General features: G+C 36.1%; 18 protein-coding genes. 10 read left to right on the top strand and 8 right to left on the bottom strand.

Features of this window, described 5'->3' with window-relative positions; translation table 11 throughout:
- The first annotated feature begins 4 nt into the window (after nt 1-4).
- The 3 genes from GI584_RS18030 to cyoE all read left to right on the top strand — a co-directional run bounded on the left by GI584_RS18030 (nt 5) and on the right by cyoE (nt 2,970).
- The gene (locus GI584_RS18030; protein ID WP_153792087.1) at nt 5-1,048 is read left to right on the top strand and encodes an arabinan endo-1,5-alpha-L-arabinosidase; all 1,044 of its coding nucleotides are present in this window, start codon (nt 5-7) and stop codon (nt 1,046-1,048) included.
- Between the two features lie 203 nt (nt 1,049-1,251).
- Entirely contained in the window at nt 1,252-2,094 is an 843-nt protein-coding gene (locus tag GI584_RS18025; RefSeq protein ID WP_153792086.1) for an SAM hydrolase/SAM-dependent halogenase family protein, read from the top strand.
- 12 nt (nt 2,095-2,106) lie between these two features.
- Nucleotides 2,107-2,970, top strand: a complete 864-nt coding sequence (gene cyoE / locus GI584_RS18020; protein ID WP_100359410.1) for a heme o synthase — start codon at nt 2,107-2,109, stop codon at nt 2,968-2,970.
- Nucleotides 2,971-3,044: 74 nt separating this feature from the next.
- Here cyoE and GI584_RS18015 read toward each other — a convergent pair whose 3' ends face one another.
- The 3 genes from GI584_RS18015 to GI584_RS18005 form a co-directional block, all read right to left on the bottom strand.
- Nucleotides 3,045-3,671 carry a PepSY domain-containing protein gene (locus GI584_RS18015; RefSeq protein WP_153792085.1) on the bottom strand — a complete coding sequence of 209 codons (627 nt, stop codon included), beginning with the start codon at nt 3,669-3,671 and terminating at the stop codon, nt 3,045-3,047.
- A gap of 103 nt (nt 3,672-3,774) precedes the next feature.
- Nucleotides 3,775-5,133, bottom strand: coding sequence for a sensor histidine kinase (locus GI584_RS18010; RefSeq protein ID WP_153792084.1), 1,359 nt, complete (start codon nt 5,131-5,133; stop codon nt 3,775-3,777).
- Nucleotides 5,133-5,816, bottom strand: a complete 684-nt coding sequence (locus GI584_RS18005) for a response regulator transcription factor (protein ID WP_153792083.1) — start codon at nt 5,814-5,816, stop codon at nt 5,133-5,135. The genes GI584_RS18010 and GI584_RS18005 overlap by 1 nt, the downstream gene beginning before the upstream one ends.
- Before the next feature lie 174 nt (nt 5,817-5,990).
- On the opposite strand from GI584_RS18005, the gene GI584_RS18000 reads away from it, so the two are divergent.
- Genes GI584_RS18000 through GI584_RS17990 form a run of 3 tightly spaced genes read left to right on the top strand, consistent with a single transcriptional unit; the run spans nt 5,991 to nt 7,630 of the window.
- Entirely contained in the window at nt 5,991-6,443 is a 453-nt protein-coding gene (locus GI584_RS18000) for a MarR family winged helix-turn-helix transcriptional regulator (protein WP_100359414.1), read from the top strand.
- 23 nt (nt 6,444-6,466) lie between these two features.
- The gene (locus GI584_RS17995) at nt 6,467-6,985 is read left to right on the top strand and encodes a spermidine/spermine N(1)-acetyltransferase (protein ID WP_153792082.1); all 519 of its coding nucleotides are present in this window, start codon (nt 6,467-6,469) and stop codon (nt 6,983-6,985) included.
- Nucleotides 6,986-7,012: 27 nt separating this feature from the next.
- Entirely contained in the window at nt 7,013-7,630 is a 618-nt protein-coding gene (locus GI584_RS17990; protein WP_153792081.1) for an FMN-binding negative transcriptional regulator, read from the top strand.
- An 88-nt stretch (nt 7,631-7,718) separates the two neighbouring features.
- On the opposite strand, the gene GI584_RS17985 is transcribed toward GI584_RS17990, so the two are convergent.
- Together GI584_RS17985 and GI584_RS17980 are read right to left on the bottom strand one after the other, a co-directional pair.
- Nucleotides 7,719-9,194 (bottom strand): methyl-accepting chemotaxis protein, encoded by a 1,476-nt coding sequence (locus tag GI584_RS17985; protein ID WP_153792080.1) that lies wholly within the window; start codon nt 9,192-9,194, stop codon nt 7,719-7,721.
- A 115-nt stretch (nt 9,195-9,309) separates the two neighbouring features.
- On the bottom strand, nt 9,310-10,131 hold the full coding sequence (locus GI584_RS17980) for a MurR/RpiR family transcriptional regulator (RefSeq protein WP_153792079.1): 822 nt from the start codon (nt 10,129-10,131) through the stop codon (nt 9,310-9,312).
- Between the two features lie 176 nt (nt 10,132-10,307).
- Here GI584_RS17980 and GI584_RS17975 point away from each other — a divergent pair, with 176 nt between their 5' ends.
- Genes GI584_RS17975 through GI584_RS17960 form a run of 4 tightly spaced genes read left to right on the top strand, consistent with a single transcriptional unit; the run spans nt 10,308 to nt 14,471 of the window.
- Entirely contained in the window at nt 10,308-11,195 is an 888-nt protein-coding gene (locus GI584_RS17975) for a DUF8171 family membrane protein (RefSeq protein WP_100359419.1), read from the top strand.
- Nucleotides 11,192-12,889: an ABC transporter ATP-binding protein gene (locus GI584_RS17970; RefSeq protein WP_153792078.1), complete on the top strand. Its 1,698-nt coding sequence runs from the start codon at nt 11,192-11,194 to the stop codon at nt 12,887-12,889. The genes GI584_RS17975 and GI584_RS17970 overlap by 4 nt, the downstream gene beginning before the upstream one ends.
- Nucleotides 12,873-13,682 carry an energy-coupling factor transporter transmembrane component T family protein gene (locus GI584_RS17965; protein WP_153792077.1) on the top strand — a complete coding sequence of 270 codons (810 nt, stop codon included), beginning with the start codon at nt 12,873-12,875 and terminating at the stop codon, nt 13,680-13,682. The genes GI584_RS17970 and GI584_RS17965 overlap by 17 nt, the downstream gene beginning before the upstream one ends.
- 12 nt (nt 13,683-13,694) lie before the next feature.
- Complete coding sequence (locus tag GI584_RS17960) at nt 13,695-14,471, top strand: PHP domain-containing protein (RefSeq protein WP_153792076.1); 777 nt, start codon at nt 13,695-13,697, stop codon at nt 14,469-14,471.
- 562 nt (nt 14,472-15,033) lie between these two features.
- On the opposite strand, the gene GI584_RS17955 is transcribed toward GI584_RS17960, so the two are convergent.
- The 3 genes from GI584_RS17955 to GI584_RS17945 are packed head-to-tail and all read right to left on the bottom strand — an operon-like array spanning nt 15,034 to nt 17,548.
- Nucleotides 15,034-16,131 carry a GerAB/ArcD/ProY family transporter gene (locus GI584_RS17955; protein WP_153792075.1) on the bottom strand — a complete coding sequence of 366 codons (1,098 nt, stop codon included), beginning with the start codon at nt 16,129-16,131 and terminating at the stop codon, nt 15,034-15,036.
- 25 nt (nt 16,132-16,156) lie between these two features.
- Nucleotides 16,157-16,399, bottom strand: a complete 243-nt coding sequence (locus GI584_RS17950; protein ID WP_153792074.1) for a hypothetical protein — start codon at nt 16,397-16,399, stop codon at nt 16,157-16,159.
- 3 nt (nt 16,400-16,402) lie between these two features.
- Nucleotides 16,403-17,548, bottom strand: coding sequence for a Ger(x)C family spore germination protein (locus GI584_RS17945; RefSeq protein ID WP_194842031.1), 1,146 nt, complete (start codon nt 17,546-17,548; stop codon nt 16,403-16,405).
- Nucleotides 17,549-17,561 lie beyond the last annotated feature (13 nt).

Here is a 17,561-nt window from a genome sequence, read left to right as displayed (position 1 = left end):
TGTTTTGAAGAAAAAAGGAATGTGGATCGCAATCATTATATCATTAGGTGTATTAATAGTCGTTAATATTAATAGTGATAAATTAAATGGTTTAACAAATGGTGGAGAAACTACTTTATTAGAGATGAGCGGAAAATATGGTGACTATGATCCTGCCTTAGGGATTGATGATCCAGTACATGATCCGTCCATATTTGAGGCGAATGGTGAATTTTTTGTGGTGTCTACTGGTGCAGCAAGAAGTACAGATGATCCTGGAGGTATTTTCATGAGGAAATCTACGGAATCCTTGACAGGGCCATGGGAGGCGATGGGGGAAATAGCGGTGCCCGAATGGACTTTCGATTATAATATAGCACATTTGTGGGCTCCGCATGTTGTGGAAAAGGATGGTACTTACTATCTTTACTATGCTGCATCCATTTTCGGTACAAACCATTCCGGAATTGGTGTTGCGAGTACGACTACACCAGGAGACTTAGCTAGTTGGGAAGATCATGGGTCTATTTTCACGTCAGCACCTGGTGAAACAGTATATAACGCAATAGATCCTATGGTTTTTACGGCAGAAGGTAGCTGGTGGATGGTTTATGGCTCGCATTTTGGTGGTATTGTGGTACAGGAGCTTTCAGATAGTATGACTGAATTAAGCGGAGAACCGACGGAAATTGCCTCCAGAGAATCTACAAACCAGCACAATGCAATTGAAGGCCCAACTATTTTTGAACGAGATGGCTATTATTATTTATTAACTTCCTGGGATTCATGCTGTAATGGCGTAGATAGTACCTACAAAGTAGCAGTAGGCCGTGCTGAATCTGTGACTGGTCCTTATCTGGACTCGGAGGGGCAGGAGCTATTGCAAGGCGGCGGTGATATTATTTTAGAAAGTAGCGATAACCAAATTGGTCCAGGCGGACAGGATGTTATTCAAAGAAATAACGGCTATTATATGGTGTATCATTATTATGATGGGGATGCAGATGGTATCATTCGTATGCAAATCAGGAAAATAAAATGGCTTAATAATTGGCCGACATTTGAGTAATAGTAAAAGAAGGCACCTGATATCTTTGGAATATTAGGTGCCTTCGAAATAGTAGGCTGTGATTATTCATGCCTGGGAGAAAACTTAAGCAAAAGAAAGCTTTTACCAAGAATCAACGCCAGCTATTTTGTTCCTTAAATGATATTCTTTCATTTCATTGTTAGATAATAGTATAATGGTGCTAAGCATAGAAAGGGGTAATCATGATGATGAATGCATTGGTTTTACAATCCGATTTTGGACTTGAAGATGGGGCTGTTAGTGCAATGAAAGGTGTTGCACATAGTGTAAGTAAAGTCGTACCCATATATGATAATACTCATGATATACCACCATTTGATATTTGGTCTGGTTCTTATCGATTATTACAAACACTTTCTTATTGGCCAGAAAATACTGTTTTTGTATCTGTAGTAGATCCAGGGGTCGGTTCAGAACGAAAAAGTGTGGTTGTCCAAACGGAGAATAATCAATATATTGTTACACCCGATAATGGTACACTAACACATATTTATTATAAAATTGGCATCAAGCAAATCCGTGAAATTGATGAAGAAGTCAATAGGTTACCGATGTCAGGCGCTTCTCATACTTTTCATGGACGAGATATTTATGCATATACAGGTGCTCGAATAGCTGCCGGAGTAATTTCTTTTGATAAAGTCGGTCCGGAGTTAGAAATCGAGGATATTGTGCGCCTGCCATTTTATGAACCGAAGCTTGAAGAACAAATGATAAGTGGGACGATTGATATATTAGATGTACGTTTTGGTAATTTGTGGACTAATATTAGCAGAGAACTATTTCTCCAATTAAATATTGATTACGGGAAAGCAGTAGAAATAGAAATTCTCCATGATACGAGAAGGGTGTATCGCAATAAAGTGACATTTGGTCGTTCTTTTGCTACGATTCAGATTGGAGAGCCAGTTTTATATGTAAATTCCTTGGATAACTTGGCAGTGGCGATCAATCAGGGTTCATTTGCTAAGGCTCACAATATTGGAACTGGCTCAAGCTGGCATATTTATATAAAGCAGGTTTAAGGAGTTCATGTAATGGTTAGTGTATGGAAAGAGTTAAGATATTTATTTAAGAGATTTGTATTAATAGCGAACGTGCTGCCTGCTTTACTGGGATTTATTATGGCAGCACGTTACTATAATATTTCATTTGGAAACTATTGGTTAGATTTTATGTTGCTTCTAGCAGGAAGTACGTTGTTGGTAGCTGGAGCTTTAACGTTAAATAATTGGTTGGAAGCGGATGTTGATAAGTTAATGGAACGCACCAAACAACGTCCGACTGTAACAGGTTCTATATCATTACGAGCGATTCTTATATTAGGAATATCACTGAGTTTGGTTGGCCAATTGCTATTATTATTCATTAATATTGAAGTGGCTATTTTAGGTTTCATTGGCTGGTATACGTATGTTGTGGTTTATACTGTGTGGACCAAGAGAAGAGTTACTTGGAATACGCATATTGGCAGTTTGTCTGGTGCAGTCACGCCAATGATGGGGTGGGCAGTGGTAGGTTCAGCATTCCACGCGATTCCACTGACACTTTTTGCTATTATGTTCCTGTGGCAAATGCCACATACGTATGCAATTGCTATTCGCAAATATGATGATTATGCTCGTTCAGGACTGAAAATGTTACCAGTTGTGCGTGGTTATCAGATTACTATTCGTCGAAATGTTATTTATATGGCATTATTATTATTTATTCCTTTATTTTTAACTGGATTTAGCAATTTGTTTTATATCCTAATTTCATTGTTGAATCTCGGGTGGTTAGCAATTGGCATGGCAGGATTTAAAGCCCACTCTATTAAAAAATGGGCAAACCTTTTATTTGCAAGCTCACTGATTTACTTGTTAGCTGTTTATTTATTGTATATTGTTTTTGTTCCATGAAAATGGGACTTCCTTGGATGATCTCTATAAATGTCCTTCATCACTAAACGAAGTACATTATTTTCTTAGATTTGTTAGTCATCATCGAGGTCATCTTTGGAAATAGAGATAATGGAACCAGTGTATGCATCAATTTCTAAATCAACTTCGTGCGTGTTTGTTCTTATTTCAATTTCGTATAGGTATCTTCCGTCATCTTCATCTTGCTCAAAATCTGTAATTGTCCCCGGATATTGATCTGTAGCAATAGATCTTGCTTCCTCTGCTGAAATTAATGTGTTATTTGCGTTATCGGATTGTTGCTTAGTTTCTTCATTCTGCTCGTCCTTATTGTCCGTTTCATTTTTATCTTCTTGATCAGTATTATCTTGGTCATCAGCAGCTTCTTCTTTTGCTACAGAGTTGTCTCTTAGAGTACCAGTTTTCTCGTTTAATAGTAAAATTTCCCCCGTTTCTGCGTCGATTTTCAATTCATAATCACGATCTGTCCCCTTGATTTCCACCTCATATACTTTTCGGTTATTTTCCTCATCTAATTCTAATTCCATGATCTTGCCTGAGAATTGATCGGAGACTTTTTCCTTAGCCTCTTCCTCTGATAAATAGGCACTAGCAGGATTAGAAGTAAAGTTGTAAATAGCTACTACACTACCAATGACAATAATAATTGTTAATATGATAAAAAATAGTTTGTTTTTCATCCATGATCACTCCTTGTTTCTTGTTACTTACAGTCTAATCAATCATGATGAGTAGACCATGAGAGGAAAATGAGAATTTGATGAGAAATGGAAGCTTTTACTCTCACATTGGTAATTTCAGCGTGAATGTTGATCCTTGATTCACTTGACTTGTGATTTCGATTTCGCCTCCATGTGCCTGAATTATTTGATGACAAATAGCAAGGCCAAGTCCAGTTCCGCCGGCTTTTCGGCTACGAGCCTTATCAACACGGTAAAACCGGTCAAAAATATGTACCAACTCATTTTCCGTTAAGCCTTCTCCTTTATCGCTAACATCAATCGTTAACTGCTGATGATTTTTCTGCATACGTACAAGCACGATATCCTCACTATATTTACATGCATTATCAACTAAAATATAGATAGCCTGTTGAATCTTCCTACGGTCTGCACCAATGGTGATATCATGATCTACATCATGATAATATTTAATTTCACGTTGATAAGCAGTAGATAACGATCGAATGACATCACGGGCAATCTGACTGATATTGACTTGCTCGAATATGATGTTTTCCTGATCTTCATTTTTTGCTAAGATCAGCATTTGTTCGGTTAAGTGTTGCATTCGATCGGACTCTGACAGAATGGCATCTGTTGCTTCATCGAAAATTTCCGGTTTATCTTTTCCGCGTCTTTTTAACAGTTCCGCATAGCTCCTAATAACCGAGATAGGGGTTCGAAGTTCGTGGGAAGCATCGGATACGAATCGTTCTTGCTTCTGCCTGTTCTCCTCAATCCGCTCAATCATAGCATTGTAGGCTTGCTGCATTTCACTGATCTCATCTTTATTTTTTTTATTAATGGTGAGTTTCTCCCACTTACCTTTCTTCGGATTTTCTTTCATTTCTAATGTTAAGGACTGTATCTGCTTCGTAATATAGCGGGATAAAAAATATCCAGCAAACAATGCAGGGATTAGCATTAATCCTGCAGTAAGAAATAACACAAGTTGAAGAGTACTTAATGAATCCTCCATTGAGTATAGTGCTTCACTGACCTGTAACGTTACAATGGAGCCATCTTCCCAAATTATCGGTATCGATACCTGAGCATAAGGTGTCTTACTTTCATCTCTTGCAATCCTGGTTTGTTCAGATGTCAAATAGGAAAATGGCCAATGTGTAAACTGTTCCTCTGTGTAAACTTCATGCAATAGTGCTTCTTCCATATCCTCTTCTATAATCCGAATAATGGCATTTGCAGGAAGAAATGCCTTTAGTAGATTTTCATTATCAAGGTCGACAGTCGAATTTTCTGCAATAGCCTCCATAACGTTTTCTGCATCTGCTTTTACTCGATTCAATTCGTTTTCACTAACCCGCTCTTCATATAATACATAGACAGCACTGTTGATAACAAGAATAACCAGTGCCATAAATCCACTTAAAAAGAGTTGTACTTTTGTTCGTAACTTCATTATTTTACATCCTTTATCGTATAACCTACACCACGAACGGTTTGAATAGTTACCTTTTCGTAGGGTTTATCAATTTTATTGCGAATATAGCGGATATAGACATCAACAACATTGGTATCCCCAGCATAATCAAAGCCCCAGACTTTATCCAATAATTGATCACGGCTGAAGACTTGGTTTTTGTTTTGTAATAAAAAGGTAAGCAGATCATATTCGCGAGGTGTGAGTTCAATTGTTTCACCGTTTCTTGTGACATCTCTTGACTGGAGATCAATGTATAAATCATGATGGACCAGTTGGTCTTGCTGAAAATTAGCGGGTTCTGCTTGACGTAGTTGTGCCCGGACTCTGGCTAATAATTCCTCCATTTGAAATGGTTTTGTTATATAATCATTTGCTCCTAAGTCAAGGCCTGAAACTTTATCATGTACTTCATCACGAGCCGTTAATAAAAGGATTGGTGTAGCTGTATTTGCTCTTCGATAGCGTCTGAGAATTTCAAGTCCGCTCATTCCTGGTAGCATGATATCTAATAAAACAAGGTCATAATGATTTTCCTGTAGAAGTTGGAAAGCCATCTGTCCATCTGTAGCAATAGTAGTTTGATAGTCTTCATAGCCTAATTCTAATTCCAATACACGAGCTAACTTTTCTTCATCTTCCACGATCAGAATCTTTGTCATGTAATCCTCTCCTTAGCAATAAATATAGCACAAATTTGAAAAAGGTAGCAGTAAGAGATAAAAAAGGAGAAGTGATCATCTATTTTTGTTGCAAATACATCAAAAATAGGTTAAATTTAATACAGGTCATTTTTATTGCATTTACAACAAAAAATACGAACTGAGGAGTTAATTATGAAAGAAATTCTTCGTGAAATTGGAATGATAGCTAGGGCATTAGATTCTATAAGTAATATAGAATTTAAAGAATATAACCTTACAAAAGGGCAGTATTTGTACCTTGTGCGAATATGTGAAAACCCAGGAATTATTCAAGAAAAGTTAGCTGAGATGATAAAAGTAGATCGTACGACAGCAGCTCGTGCTATAAAAAAACTTGAAATTAATGACTTTATAGAAAAGAAAGAAGATAAATATAACAAAAAAATAAAAAAACTCTTCCCGACAGAGAAAGGGAAAAATGTTTACCCTTTTATAAAAAGAGAAAATGAATATTCCAATACGGTTGCATTGGAGGGGTTTTCCGAAAGAGAAGTAGAAACCATTTCCAATCATCTTCAAAGAGTAAGGGAAAATATTGAAAAAGACTGGGAATTTGTAAAAAAAGGAAACAAGAGAAATTATTGATTATATAAAGGAGCGACATGTAAATGACGATAATGATAAAAAAGTGTACCCTTGAAGATTTACACATACTTCAAGAAATTAGTTATGAAACATTTAATGAGACATTTAAGCATCAAAATTCACCCGAGAACATGAATGCTTATTTGGAAAAGGCATTTAACTTAAAACAATTAGAAAAAGAATTAGCCAATATTTCTTCGCAATTCTTTTTTGTTTACTTTAATAATAAAGTCGCTGGATATTTAAAGGTCAATTCCAATGATGCTCAATCTGAAGAAATGGGTGATGAATCACTTGAAATGGAGAGGATTTATATAAAGAACAAATTTCAAAAACATGGGCTTGGTAAATATCTGCTTAATAAAGCGGTGGAAATTGCAATGGAGTGTAATAAAGAGAAAATCTGGCTAGGTGTGTGGGAAAAAAATGAAAATGCTATTGCATTTTATAAGAAAATGGGGTTTGTTCATACTGGTACCCACTCTTTTTATATGGGTGATGAAGAACAAATGGACTTTATAATGAGCAAAACACTCATATAATTTTTTTGAAAGGTGGATTATTATATTATGTATATTCCTTCACATTTTAAAATCACAGATAAAAAAATGATTTACAACATTATGAAAGAACATAGTTTTGCGACTCTTTTTTCTCAATGCAATGGAATGCCCTTTGCGACTCATTTACCGTTAATTTTGAACAAGGAGCATACATACTTATATGGACACTTTGCTCGTCCAAATCCTCAATGGAGAGATATAAAAAATCAAACCGTTCTAGCTATTTTCCATGGTCCTCATTGTTTTATCTCCCCATCTTGGTATGAGACGAAAAAAGCAGTACCAACATGGAATTATGTGACTGTTCATGTTTATGGAGTAGTAGAGCTTTTAGAGGATGAAAATGAGTTAATGGATTCCTTGCACGAAATGGTATGGAAATATGAAACTCCTGACAGTTCATACAGATTAGAAAATGTAGATGATAAGTTTCTCACCGGCATGAGTAAAGGAGTTCAAGGCTTCAAAATAAAAATCAATCAGATAGAAGGAAAAGCAAAGTTAAGTCAAAACCATTCTTTACAGCGACAAGAGCTAGTTATTAATCAACTAGAACAATTTTCAAATACTGATGAGCAACAAATTGCCTCCCTAATGAGGGCAAATACACAAAAGGATAGGTAGAGCATAAATTATTCTGCTCCCTCTATCCATTTAATGTACCCCATATAAAGTTTCAAGAATTAATAATACTTTTCATTGCTCTAAATCTCTAAAATTGTTTCTTTAATGTTTCAGAGTCCTCGACAGTTTCATCTAATAACTGAGCCAGCTCTTGATTGCTTTCTGTTAAGGTGGTAATCGTTGAACTCATTTCTTCTAAGCTGGCAGAGGTTTCTTCGATAATAGCTGCTAAATCATTCGTGGACCCATCAACACCGTTTGATTGTTCCTGTACTTCCTTAGCTAATTGTGAAAAGTTCTGTAAAGCATCATTCAATGTACCCATCGTTGTAGTCAGCCTTTCGAAGTAGCCGGTCACTTCCTCAGATGTTTCCATACCATCTACAAAATTTTGCATACTTCTATCCATTTGGGCAACAGCGGATTCATTTGTTTCATTTAATTCGGATAAATTCCCTGTGATTTTTTCTGTTGTTTCTCCTGTTAGGTCAGCGAGTTTTCTTATCTCATCCGCTACAACTGCAAATCCCTTCCCAGCTTCACCGGCACGTGCTGCTTCAATGGATGCATTCAAGGCAAGTAAATTTGTTTGTTCGGTAATTTCTTTAATGTTAGCGGCAAAACCATTTGTTTCTTTAATTTTATTGGTTAACTCAGCGAAGATTCTGCTCAAATCACCAATCGTTTGCTCTAGGACACGATTATTCTCGTTTAAAGTATCCATTTTTTCTTTGCCTGACAACGTTAATTTGCTTGCTTGTGCTGCTTCTTGATCCAGATGCTGAGAGGTCTGTTCCACGACATCGATATTTTGGCGTGTATCATTGGTGGCATTGGAAATATCAGAGATTTGTTCTGACTGTAATTGACTGGCTTGAGAAATCTCATGAATGGTAGCATTAAGGTCATCTTGCGTTTTTACATTGTCTTGCAATTTATCATTAACTTGTGAAATTTTGCTAAGAATGTTTGTAATCGATTCTTGGACCACATGTCCTCTACGTGCTTTCTCTAGACTGTCTTGATCAGAAGCCTGTAATAAATCTGCCAATTGTGTCATTTGGCTGTTTGACATTTTGATTATAAAGTGAAAAACGAGTGCGGTTAACAAATAAATAAGTAAGGAATATCGAAAAAGCTGGACCATTATTTCATTCGACTTATCCATTGCATAATAGTTATAACCTATTGCAGCTAGTCCAATTATGAATCCTGTATAAAAGACTTTACGATTCATTTGAATAGCTGAAAATAAACTTAAGAAAATAACAATTAAAAATATTGCGGGACTTGCCCCATCCAATGCAATAAAAAGAAAGTTGGAGGCGAAAAAGATAATAACAAGTAAATATGGCAACACATGAGGTTTTTTTACTATTTTTTGAAAAATAAAATAGAGAATAACTACGGATAGTAATTCGGTACCATAGATGATAGCTGTTAAGGATTGGTTGGTAAGTATAGAGAGTCCAAGTCCTACGATCGTAGTAATAGCTAATGTTATAAACATTAATGTATTTTTCTGCTGGATATCCTTGTGTTTCATGGATTGAATAATTTCCATTGCTTTAGTCCCCTTTTCCTATGTATGTAATTTTTTCTGTTATTAATAGTATAAATAAATAGGTAAAAAGCTTCAATGTATTTTTGCGAAATAGTAAGGAAAAAGTTATACATTACTAACGAGGGAGTTCTTTATCATACTTTTTTCTTAACTTTGATAAGTGTTCGAGCCTTTGAATGTTTGTATCATGTTCTTTTACACTTAAACCTAGTATCAGGTTTTCTACTAAAATAGTTGGTGCCACCATCGAATGGAACTCGTTAGCATCTCCTCTGCTAGCAAATAAAGTAATAGTGGATAGCGATGTGAAATCTGCTACTAGTTGATCAGTAATCATAATCGTTTGAAAATGGACTTCTCGTTGGTAGTCCAAAATGACTTTTGCCTCAGGTAATAACCTTCCAAAAGCAAATACGATAATGACATCCTCGCTTTTGAAATGAATAAGTTCTTCTAACAGTTCATTTCCATGATGTTCTATTAAGTGAACCGATATCCCGAAGCGTCTCATTCGATAAACGAGTAATGCACCTAGTCCTTTTGATGGACCACTGGCAAATATGTATACATGTTTCGCCCGATTGAGCAGGTCGAGTGCTTGTTGAAAGCGTGTTTGATCCATATTATCAAATGTTTCTTGCAGAAGTGAAAGGCTTTTTTCTAATGTTAGATAATAAGATGGGTGAGCTGGTACTCGTTTGATCTTACCGGCGGGAGATACTTCTAACTTCTTCTTCATCTGTTTTTTGAAATCTTTTAAATTTTGATAGCCAATGATAGACCAGAAGCGGGAAACAGTAGCAATACTTACTCCAACCTCATGTGCTATTTCCGTCTCTGTAGAGAGTAATACTTGCTGGAGATGCTTAGAAATGTAATTCGCTATTTTCATTTGGCTTGGTGTTAATTGTTCTTTTTCAATGGAAAATGGCAGCATTTTATCCCTCCTTTGTTTGTATTCTAGCAAATTAATCAGGATCACAATGGATTATGATAAAAAATTTACATGATGAAAATAAAAGTTAACAAATTTACACTCTCTTAACCTCATTCAAAAAATAGATTAATAATCCTTCTTTACAATGAAGGTAATCAAATAAAGGAGGTAGAAAAATGACTACAGTTAACAAACGTTATACATTAACACAGTCACAGAAAATGATGGTATTTATTTTGTCCATGTCATTGTATGGTCTGTCGAATATGATTACGGAATTGGTACCAAGCGTATACTTTGGTCCAATAGAATTTTCGATCGAGTATTTTGCCTTTATTCCTTTAACATTATGTATTTTGTTTCACCCATTGTATGCTGCAATTGGTGCATCCTTAGGGGAAGTGATTTTCGGAGAAATTATGCTCGGGCAATTCGGCGGTTTTGGGGAATTAGAGAAATTTATCGCCTTTTCATTAGCGATGTATGTGGCAGGGACATTTGTTCGCGATCCAAAAAATAAATGGCAAGTTGGAACCGCTGCTATGTTAGGTGTGATCATTCACCAGGCGATTAGTGCAATGGTCGATATTCTAAAAGTTTGGGTCGGTGTGGAAGAGCTGGAAGCTGTACCAGGTTTAGTCGAAAGTGTTGTAGTCATTGAGGGTTTCTCTTTTCTTAATGATGTCTTCTTCTCAGGTATCCTATTTGCTTTGTTACCAACATTATATTTAGTGCCACGATTATACGGGAAAATTGAACCATTATTAGGTATGAAGCCTCGAGACCGTAATGACCGCTACTCATTAGGAGAAATCATTGGACCACGATTAATCGTGACAGGTATTTTATTAGCGGCTGTCGCCTTTTTCTTCGAATTTCTATCAGAATCCGGCATTAATCTGGTCGAATGGGAAGTAGATTTCCTGGAAATGTTCGGTGATTGGTTCATTTGGGTAAGTCTTGGGGTTGCCTTACTGGTGGCTGTAATCACAATTACGTTCATGATCAAGAAAAAATCGAAAACGAATGATACCGATCAACAGAAGGAAAAGATACCATCATGACATCTCAAATAGAAATAAAAAACGTCACCTTTCAATATCCAGGTGCCGAACAACCCGTATTAAATACGATTAATCTATCCATTGAAAAAGGGGATTTTATTGCAATATTAGGTGGCAATGGTAGCGGTAAGTCAACGATGTGTAAATTGTTAAATGGATTGATACCTCATTATTATGTTGGCGATTTTTCCGGTGAAGTGACAGTTAATGGTTATAAAACTTCTGATTATAAAGTGGCGGATTTATCCAAGCATGTAGGGTATGTCTATCAGGACTTTGAGAATCAGATTGTCAGCCCGAAAGTGTTAGAGGATGCGTGTTTTGCCCCTCTGCACTACGGACATCACGACTATCGCGAAAGAGGCCTGCGTGCATTGAATTTAGTTGGGTTGGAAGACCAACAAGACGCATTTATTTGGCAGCTAAGCGGTGGTCAAAAGCATCTATTAGCACTGGCAAGTGTGCTTTCCTTAAATCCGGATATCATTATTATCGATGAACCAGTCGCACAACTGGATCCTCATCATGCGAAAGATATTTATGATATTTTGACTGAATTAAATCAAGTGTATGGCAAGACGATTATCGTTATTGAACATCACACTGAATTTGTGGCCTCCTATGCGAAGAAAGTGGTACTGATGGATAAAGGGACTATCCATTTTTCCTTACCAGTTGCAGAAGCGTTAAATCAGGTGGAAACCTTACTTGCACACCACATCTACCCACCACAGGTGACACAATCAGCACGTGAATTGGAAGTAGAAGGAAGACTGCCAATTACGTTGGAAGAAGCGCTTTCTCTCTTTTCTGATACGGAACCGAAAAAAGTGACAGATATCCCATTTGTTAAGCAAAAGGAAGCCATTGTTTCATTCGAAAGTGTTAACTTTGCTTATAAAACGATCGCAAGAGAAAAGAAACAAGTATTATATGAAGTTGATTGTAGGATTCATGAAGGGGACTATATCGCTTTAGTCGGTAACAATGGTGCCGGTAAATCTTCCTTTATGCGCTTAATGACAGGGCTGGTAAAAGCTACGTCTGGAGAAGTTTTGGTAGATGGAGAAAATACAAAAGAAGTGCCTCCCGAATATTTAGCGGAAAAAGTAACCTATATTCATCAAAATCCTGAGCAAATGTTTATTGAGGATTGCGTCGAGAAAGATGTAGCTTTTTTTATGAAGTCTCGTAAAATCAAAGACTATCAAGCGAAAGTGGAAGCTCTACTAGAACAATTTGAATTAACGGATTTAGCGGATCGAGACAGTCGATTGTTGAGTGGTGGTCAGCAACGGAGAGCATCGCTTGCAATTGGGGTAGGAATGAATCCGGAGATCATGCTGCTAGATGAACCTACCGCTAATTTGGATATCGCTACTAGAAAGCATATTACCATATTGCTAGACAGTTTAAAAAAACAGTTAAAAGCAGTCGTGATTGCTACACATGATATGCAGTTAGCCTGTGAATTTGCTAATCGGATTATTGTCATGCATGAAGGAAGAATCATACATGATGGGGATCGTACCTCTGTATTTCAAAATTATCGATTATTGGAAAAAGCAGGACTTGTTCCACCGCAAATTTTTACCCTTACAAAATCACTAGGATGGTTAGATCCAGCATATACAGTAGATGAATTTACCGAGCGCTATCAAAGAGAGGAAGTAGGTAATGGAGTATACGCGTAAACTTGCCGATAAGTTATCGGTAGAACAAGTGAAAATTGAATTGCTCAATACGGCATATGGTAACGGGGATACTTTCTTGGCAAAGTTGGATCCGAGAACATTATTTATATGGTACGTGTTCTTTGGTATCATACCATGGTTTATTCATGATATTCGTGTATTGATCGGTATGTGTTTGTTTATGATTGTTACCACGTATATGGCAAAAATAAGTCCATTAATTATTTTTATATTATGTTTAGGCTTGTTAGGACAAGGTGGATACCTTCTAGTTGTTTCTTTGTTTTTTGGCGGTAATTGGTCAACGATGCTACCGTTGCTTGTCTTAACCGTCAAATTATCGACTATTTCTCTAGCAAGTATTACAGTGTTTTGTTCCATGAACCCAGATAAATTGAGTGATGGTTTACTCAAAGTTAAAGTGCCAGGACAGGTTTCTTTCAGTATTGCCTATGGATACCGTATGTTACCGACATTGTTAGAGGAATATCATCATGTGTTTCAGTCGTTTCGTTTGCGTGGGAAAGCTCCTGAAAAACATGGTTTCTTATATATTCGTTCGATTATTTATTTTGTCAAGATTGCCATGCTTTCTTTTTATCCATTATTGTTGTCAACGGCTAAAAGAGCACGAACAACAGTAGAGGCATTAGAAACAAAAGGAAGTATGTACGGTTTTAATCACCTGGAAGTAAAGAAATTGAAATTAGCATCGTTAAAAATGAAACGACAGGATTACTTATTCTTGATTGGTTCAGGAATCTATGTAATTGGATTATTTATATTGTTATAGGAAGGTGTTTCGATGATTATTGATTTTCACAGTCATGTAAAGATTTCAAAAAAATCTAGTTTTATGCCCGACTATCTCCGTGAGATGATGGGCGAGGCGAAACAAAATGGTTTAACAGCTTTAGCACTTACTGAGCATTTTAATACCATTCGGTTCTTTGATATTTATACATTTTTAGATGAGCATTATAGGTATATAGATGGTTATTATGATGTCGATGGGGTGAAGTTATTCCCAGGAGTTGAAGTGGATGTTCAAGAAGTGGGACATATTTTGTTAATTGGTGATCGAAAGAAAGTGTGTTCCATTCGAGAGCAATTATCAGCCCATCTGGAAGAAGAACATTTTATTCCATTTGACCTGTTGATGGATCTTGCTGATCAGTATAACGTATTAACAATTGGTGCACATCCTTATCGTGACAGTACCCCATTAGCGCAAAATGTTTCGAAAGCGCAGTTAAAAAGGTTGGACGCACTTGATTTGAATGGTAAAGATTTATATGCAAAGGGAGTGAAAGCTTGTCAGCAGGAATTGCTTGCATTAGCGGATGAAATCGGCTTACCGGTTGTAGGCGGAAGTGATACGCATCAATTTTTACAATACGGCAGTATCGTTAATGAGTTTGACCATGACTGTCGGAACAGTGATGAGCTAAAACAAGCTATTTTACAGAAGAAGTACCGGATGAAGATTTCGGATCAATTACCACTCAAAGTAAAATCCGCAACATTAGTAAAAAAATATATGAAGAAATATTTGCAGGAAGTTGACACAGTATCACTTTAAGATTGATTAAGTAACCATAGATAGAAATGAAGTAGGGGTATCACGAAAAAATCGGTGATATCCCGTTTATTAAATCTGTGAAATTTTCGCTTTGATAAAGGAAAATGTCTTCTAACAAGCATCAACTTGACTGAGACATATGCGACATAAGTGATGTGATTATTTGAAATGCATGTGAGCATTTATATCACTCCGACTGGCCACTGCGTCAGTTTCGCACACTGAAGATTTCAAAATTACAACTAAGATAATAGTTATTTCGTATAATCCATCTTATGTGTAAGGATGAAACGGATCAGGCGGGGATCAGCTCAATTTCCCCGGTTTTTCTTAGATTATCTTTTTGTCACGGTGCTAATCGTCCGTAAGGCTCCCACTGAAGGAGTCTCACTTTAAAAAAACATGGAATATCTCATCTTATCTCCACTAACTGCATTTAAAACTTACTGCTGCTATTTTAAGCTTCTCCTTCTGTTGAACAGGATGTCTCACCACATCCATTAAAAAGTGTCCAAATGAGTATAGATTACCTAAGAAAAATAGGTTTAGCATAACCAGCCACTTACCTGTTATTACCATCTTTTATAAGTGTTACAACCGTTATAAACAATAAAGGGATTACTGCAATAACTGTTGTATAAAGTGGATACACTACTTGAACAGCCTCTGTAAACTCAAGCTCATTTGTAAACAATGTCAGTGATAGAAGAAGAGAAACTAATGTAATTGGGAAGATAATAATGTCTTTATTTTCCAATCGAAACACACTGCCAAGTAATTCCTTAAGGATAAATAGTGTGATCGTTGCTTTCATATAGGAACCTACTACTAAGGCTATACCGATAAATGATTCAACTCTAGTAACGATTTCTCTTATATTGATCAACCTTGCCAATTGAAATAATGAATACTTTAATGTTCCTGCTAGAGGACCAAAGGCCATAATAATACAAGCAACAGCAAGAATTAGTAATAAACCGTGTATAATTACTACACTAAACATCTTTATTTGCAGTGATTTTCGCTCACTTTTATGAACAAATGGTAATAGTAATGAAAATAAAATAATTTCAACATAGGGAAATCCCAAGTTACGGTAAGCACCATGCAAAACGGGCTTAATCCCATCTGGTAAAACAGGCAAAAGATACTCTACATGAAAAAAAGGGATAGTTAATATAATCACAATGATTGAAAAAAATAATAAGTAAGATAAAAGTAAGACAAACATTCTCGCCATAACTTCAAAACCTGTCCTCACGCTTAAAGCAGAAACGAGTAAAATGAAAAAGTGAAACATATAAGAAGGTGTTTGCTTCATCATAGAGGTGGTGAAGAAATTGCCAATATCCATAATAATATATGATAGCATTAAAAACAGCTGCAGAACGATGGGGATGCTAAATAGAAGCATTAACGATCTTCCGAATTTTTGTTGAATATGACCAATGAAATTCAAAGCAGGATTGTTGTGATATAAATAAAAAATGCATGTTATTAAACCCATCCCACATCCATTTGCTAGGATAACAGATATCCAAGCTCCATTTTTAGCTGCTTCTATTAAAGGTTGTGGAATATTAATAATAGCGGAACCTAGTAAGAAGGCAAAAAACAAACATGCCATTTGCCCTGTTGTTATTGGTTCTGTTTTTTTCATGCTTGTACTCCCCTTACATCATACACTACTTTACAATCTTTAATGCGTCTACAATCTGTTTGGCAGGATTGGAAAAAATAGAATGAAAAAGATCGTCGAGATTCGGCCATTTTAAATCCATCACAAAAATCAAGCTTAAATAAAGAATCGGAATCATCATCATCAGATAGATGATTCGATCTCGAAAGCTGCTATGCGTAATTCTTCGAAAATCAGCTAACCACATAGCCATAAATACGATAGTTAAAAAAAGAATATTTTCAAACAATGCTTATTCCTCCACTACTTTTTCTCCGCCAGCCATACCTGTACTATCGACTTTCACTTCAACCTCGAGATTAACTTCACTACCAGCTAACAACATACCCCAATCTGCCTGGTGTTTTTTCCAAAGTTGAGGTTTTTGTTGATAAAGTTTGTCTGCAATCCCTAAAACATCTAACTCATTTTCTTGTAAATAGCGAATGACATTATTCATATCGGCTTGAATACTTTCGGCGATATGTTTTTCCAAATTCTTTAATTCATCTGCTGTTGTGACAGAAGAGCATTGCAATTCTCCCAAAGAACCATTAATTTTAGTTGTGATATTAATAAACAAGGACTCCTGATTTAATTGAGGAGATAATTTGGTTTCAAGAGAATAAACTTCGAGTGCTTCTTTTAGATGTTCTATTTCATTATTCATACAAGGAAAGTTGATAATACCTCCCTTGTATTCATCGTTTAACATGATTAAAGTTTCTAAATCTGCTGGATCTACATAATTTACCATTTTACCTTCTTGCAAAACAGCCGCGCCGGTTGCTACTGGTGTTAGTGAGTCATTGGTTGCTTTTTTAATATATGGAATCAATGTTGTTTTGGATTTACTGGATAAATTTATAGCTACATTTAACAGCTTACTTTTTGTGGACTTTCCTGTAAAATTAGTAGAATTATCAAGTATGGTACGTAGCTCTTGTGAGATGGTACGTTCAATAAATGGTTTCATTTCCCAATAATCAGACGCTTTTCCGTTTGTAATGATGACATAAGACATGAGACGTGTTTCATGATCTCGGTAAAAAAATTCAAGAACATCTCCTATGTTATGAGCCTTAGCGAAATCTTCTCCAATTAATAGTACTCGCATATGACTCCATTGAGCTTTTCTTCCTAAATGTAAAGGAATGTCACGAGCAGTTTCAAAGACACTTTTCCCTTCTAAGTTAATGTTAGTATAAAAGGGAGTTTCGCTACCACTTGTTCCCCCAATGGTTTCTGCTGGAGAATATATTTGGGCATAAAATTCTATTTCTTCATTTTCATTTTCATCAAAACTCACTCCCATGATGAAACCGTACTCAACTAATTCTTTGCTACTCCAACAACCTGTCAGAATAAGCAATATTCCAATTGTAAACAATCTTTTCATTAACATATCATCC

Origin of the sequence: Gracilibacillus salitolerans (assembly GCF_009650095.1) — a bacterium.
Taxonomy (GTDB): domain Bacteria; phylum Bacillota; class Bacilli; order Bacillales; family Amphibacillaceae; genus Gracilibacillus; species Gracilibacillus salitolerans.
This window is presented reverse-complemented; position numbering and strand designations above follow the sequence as displayed.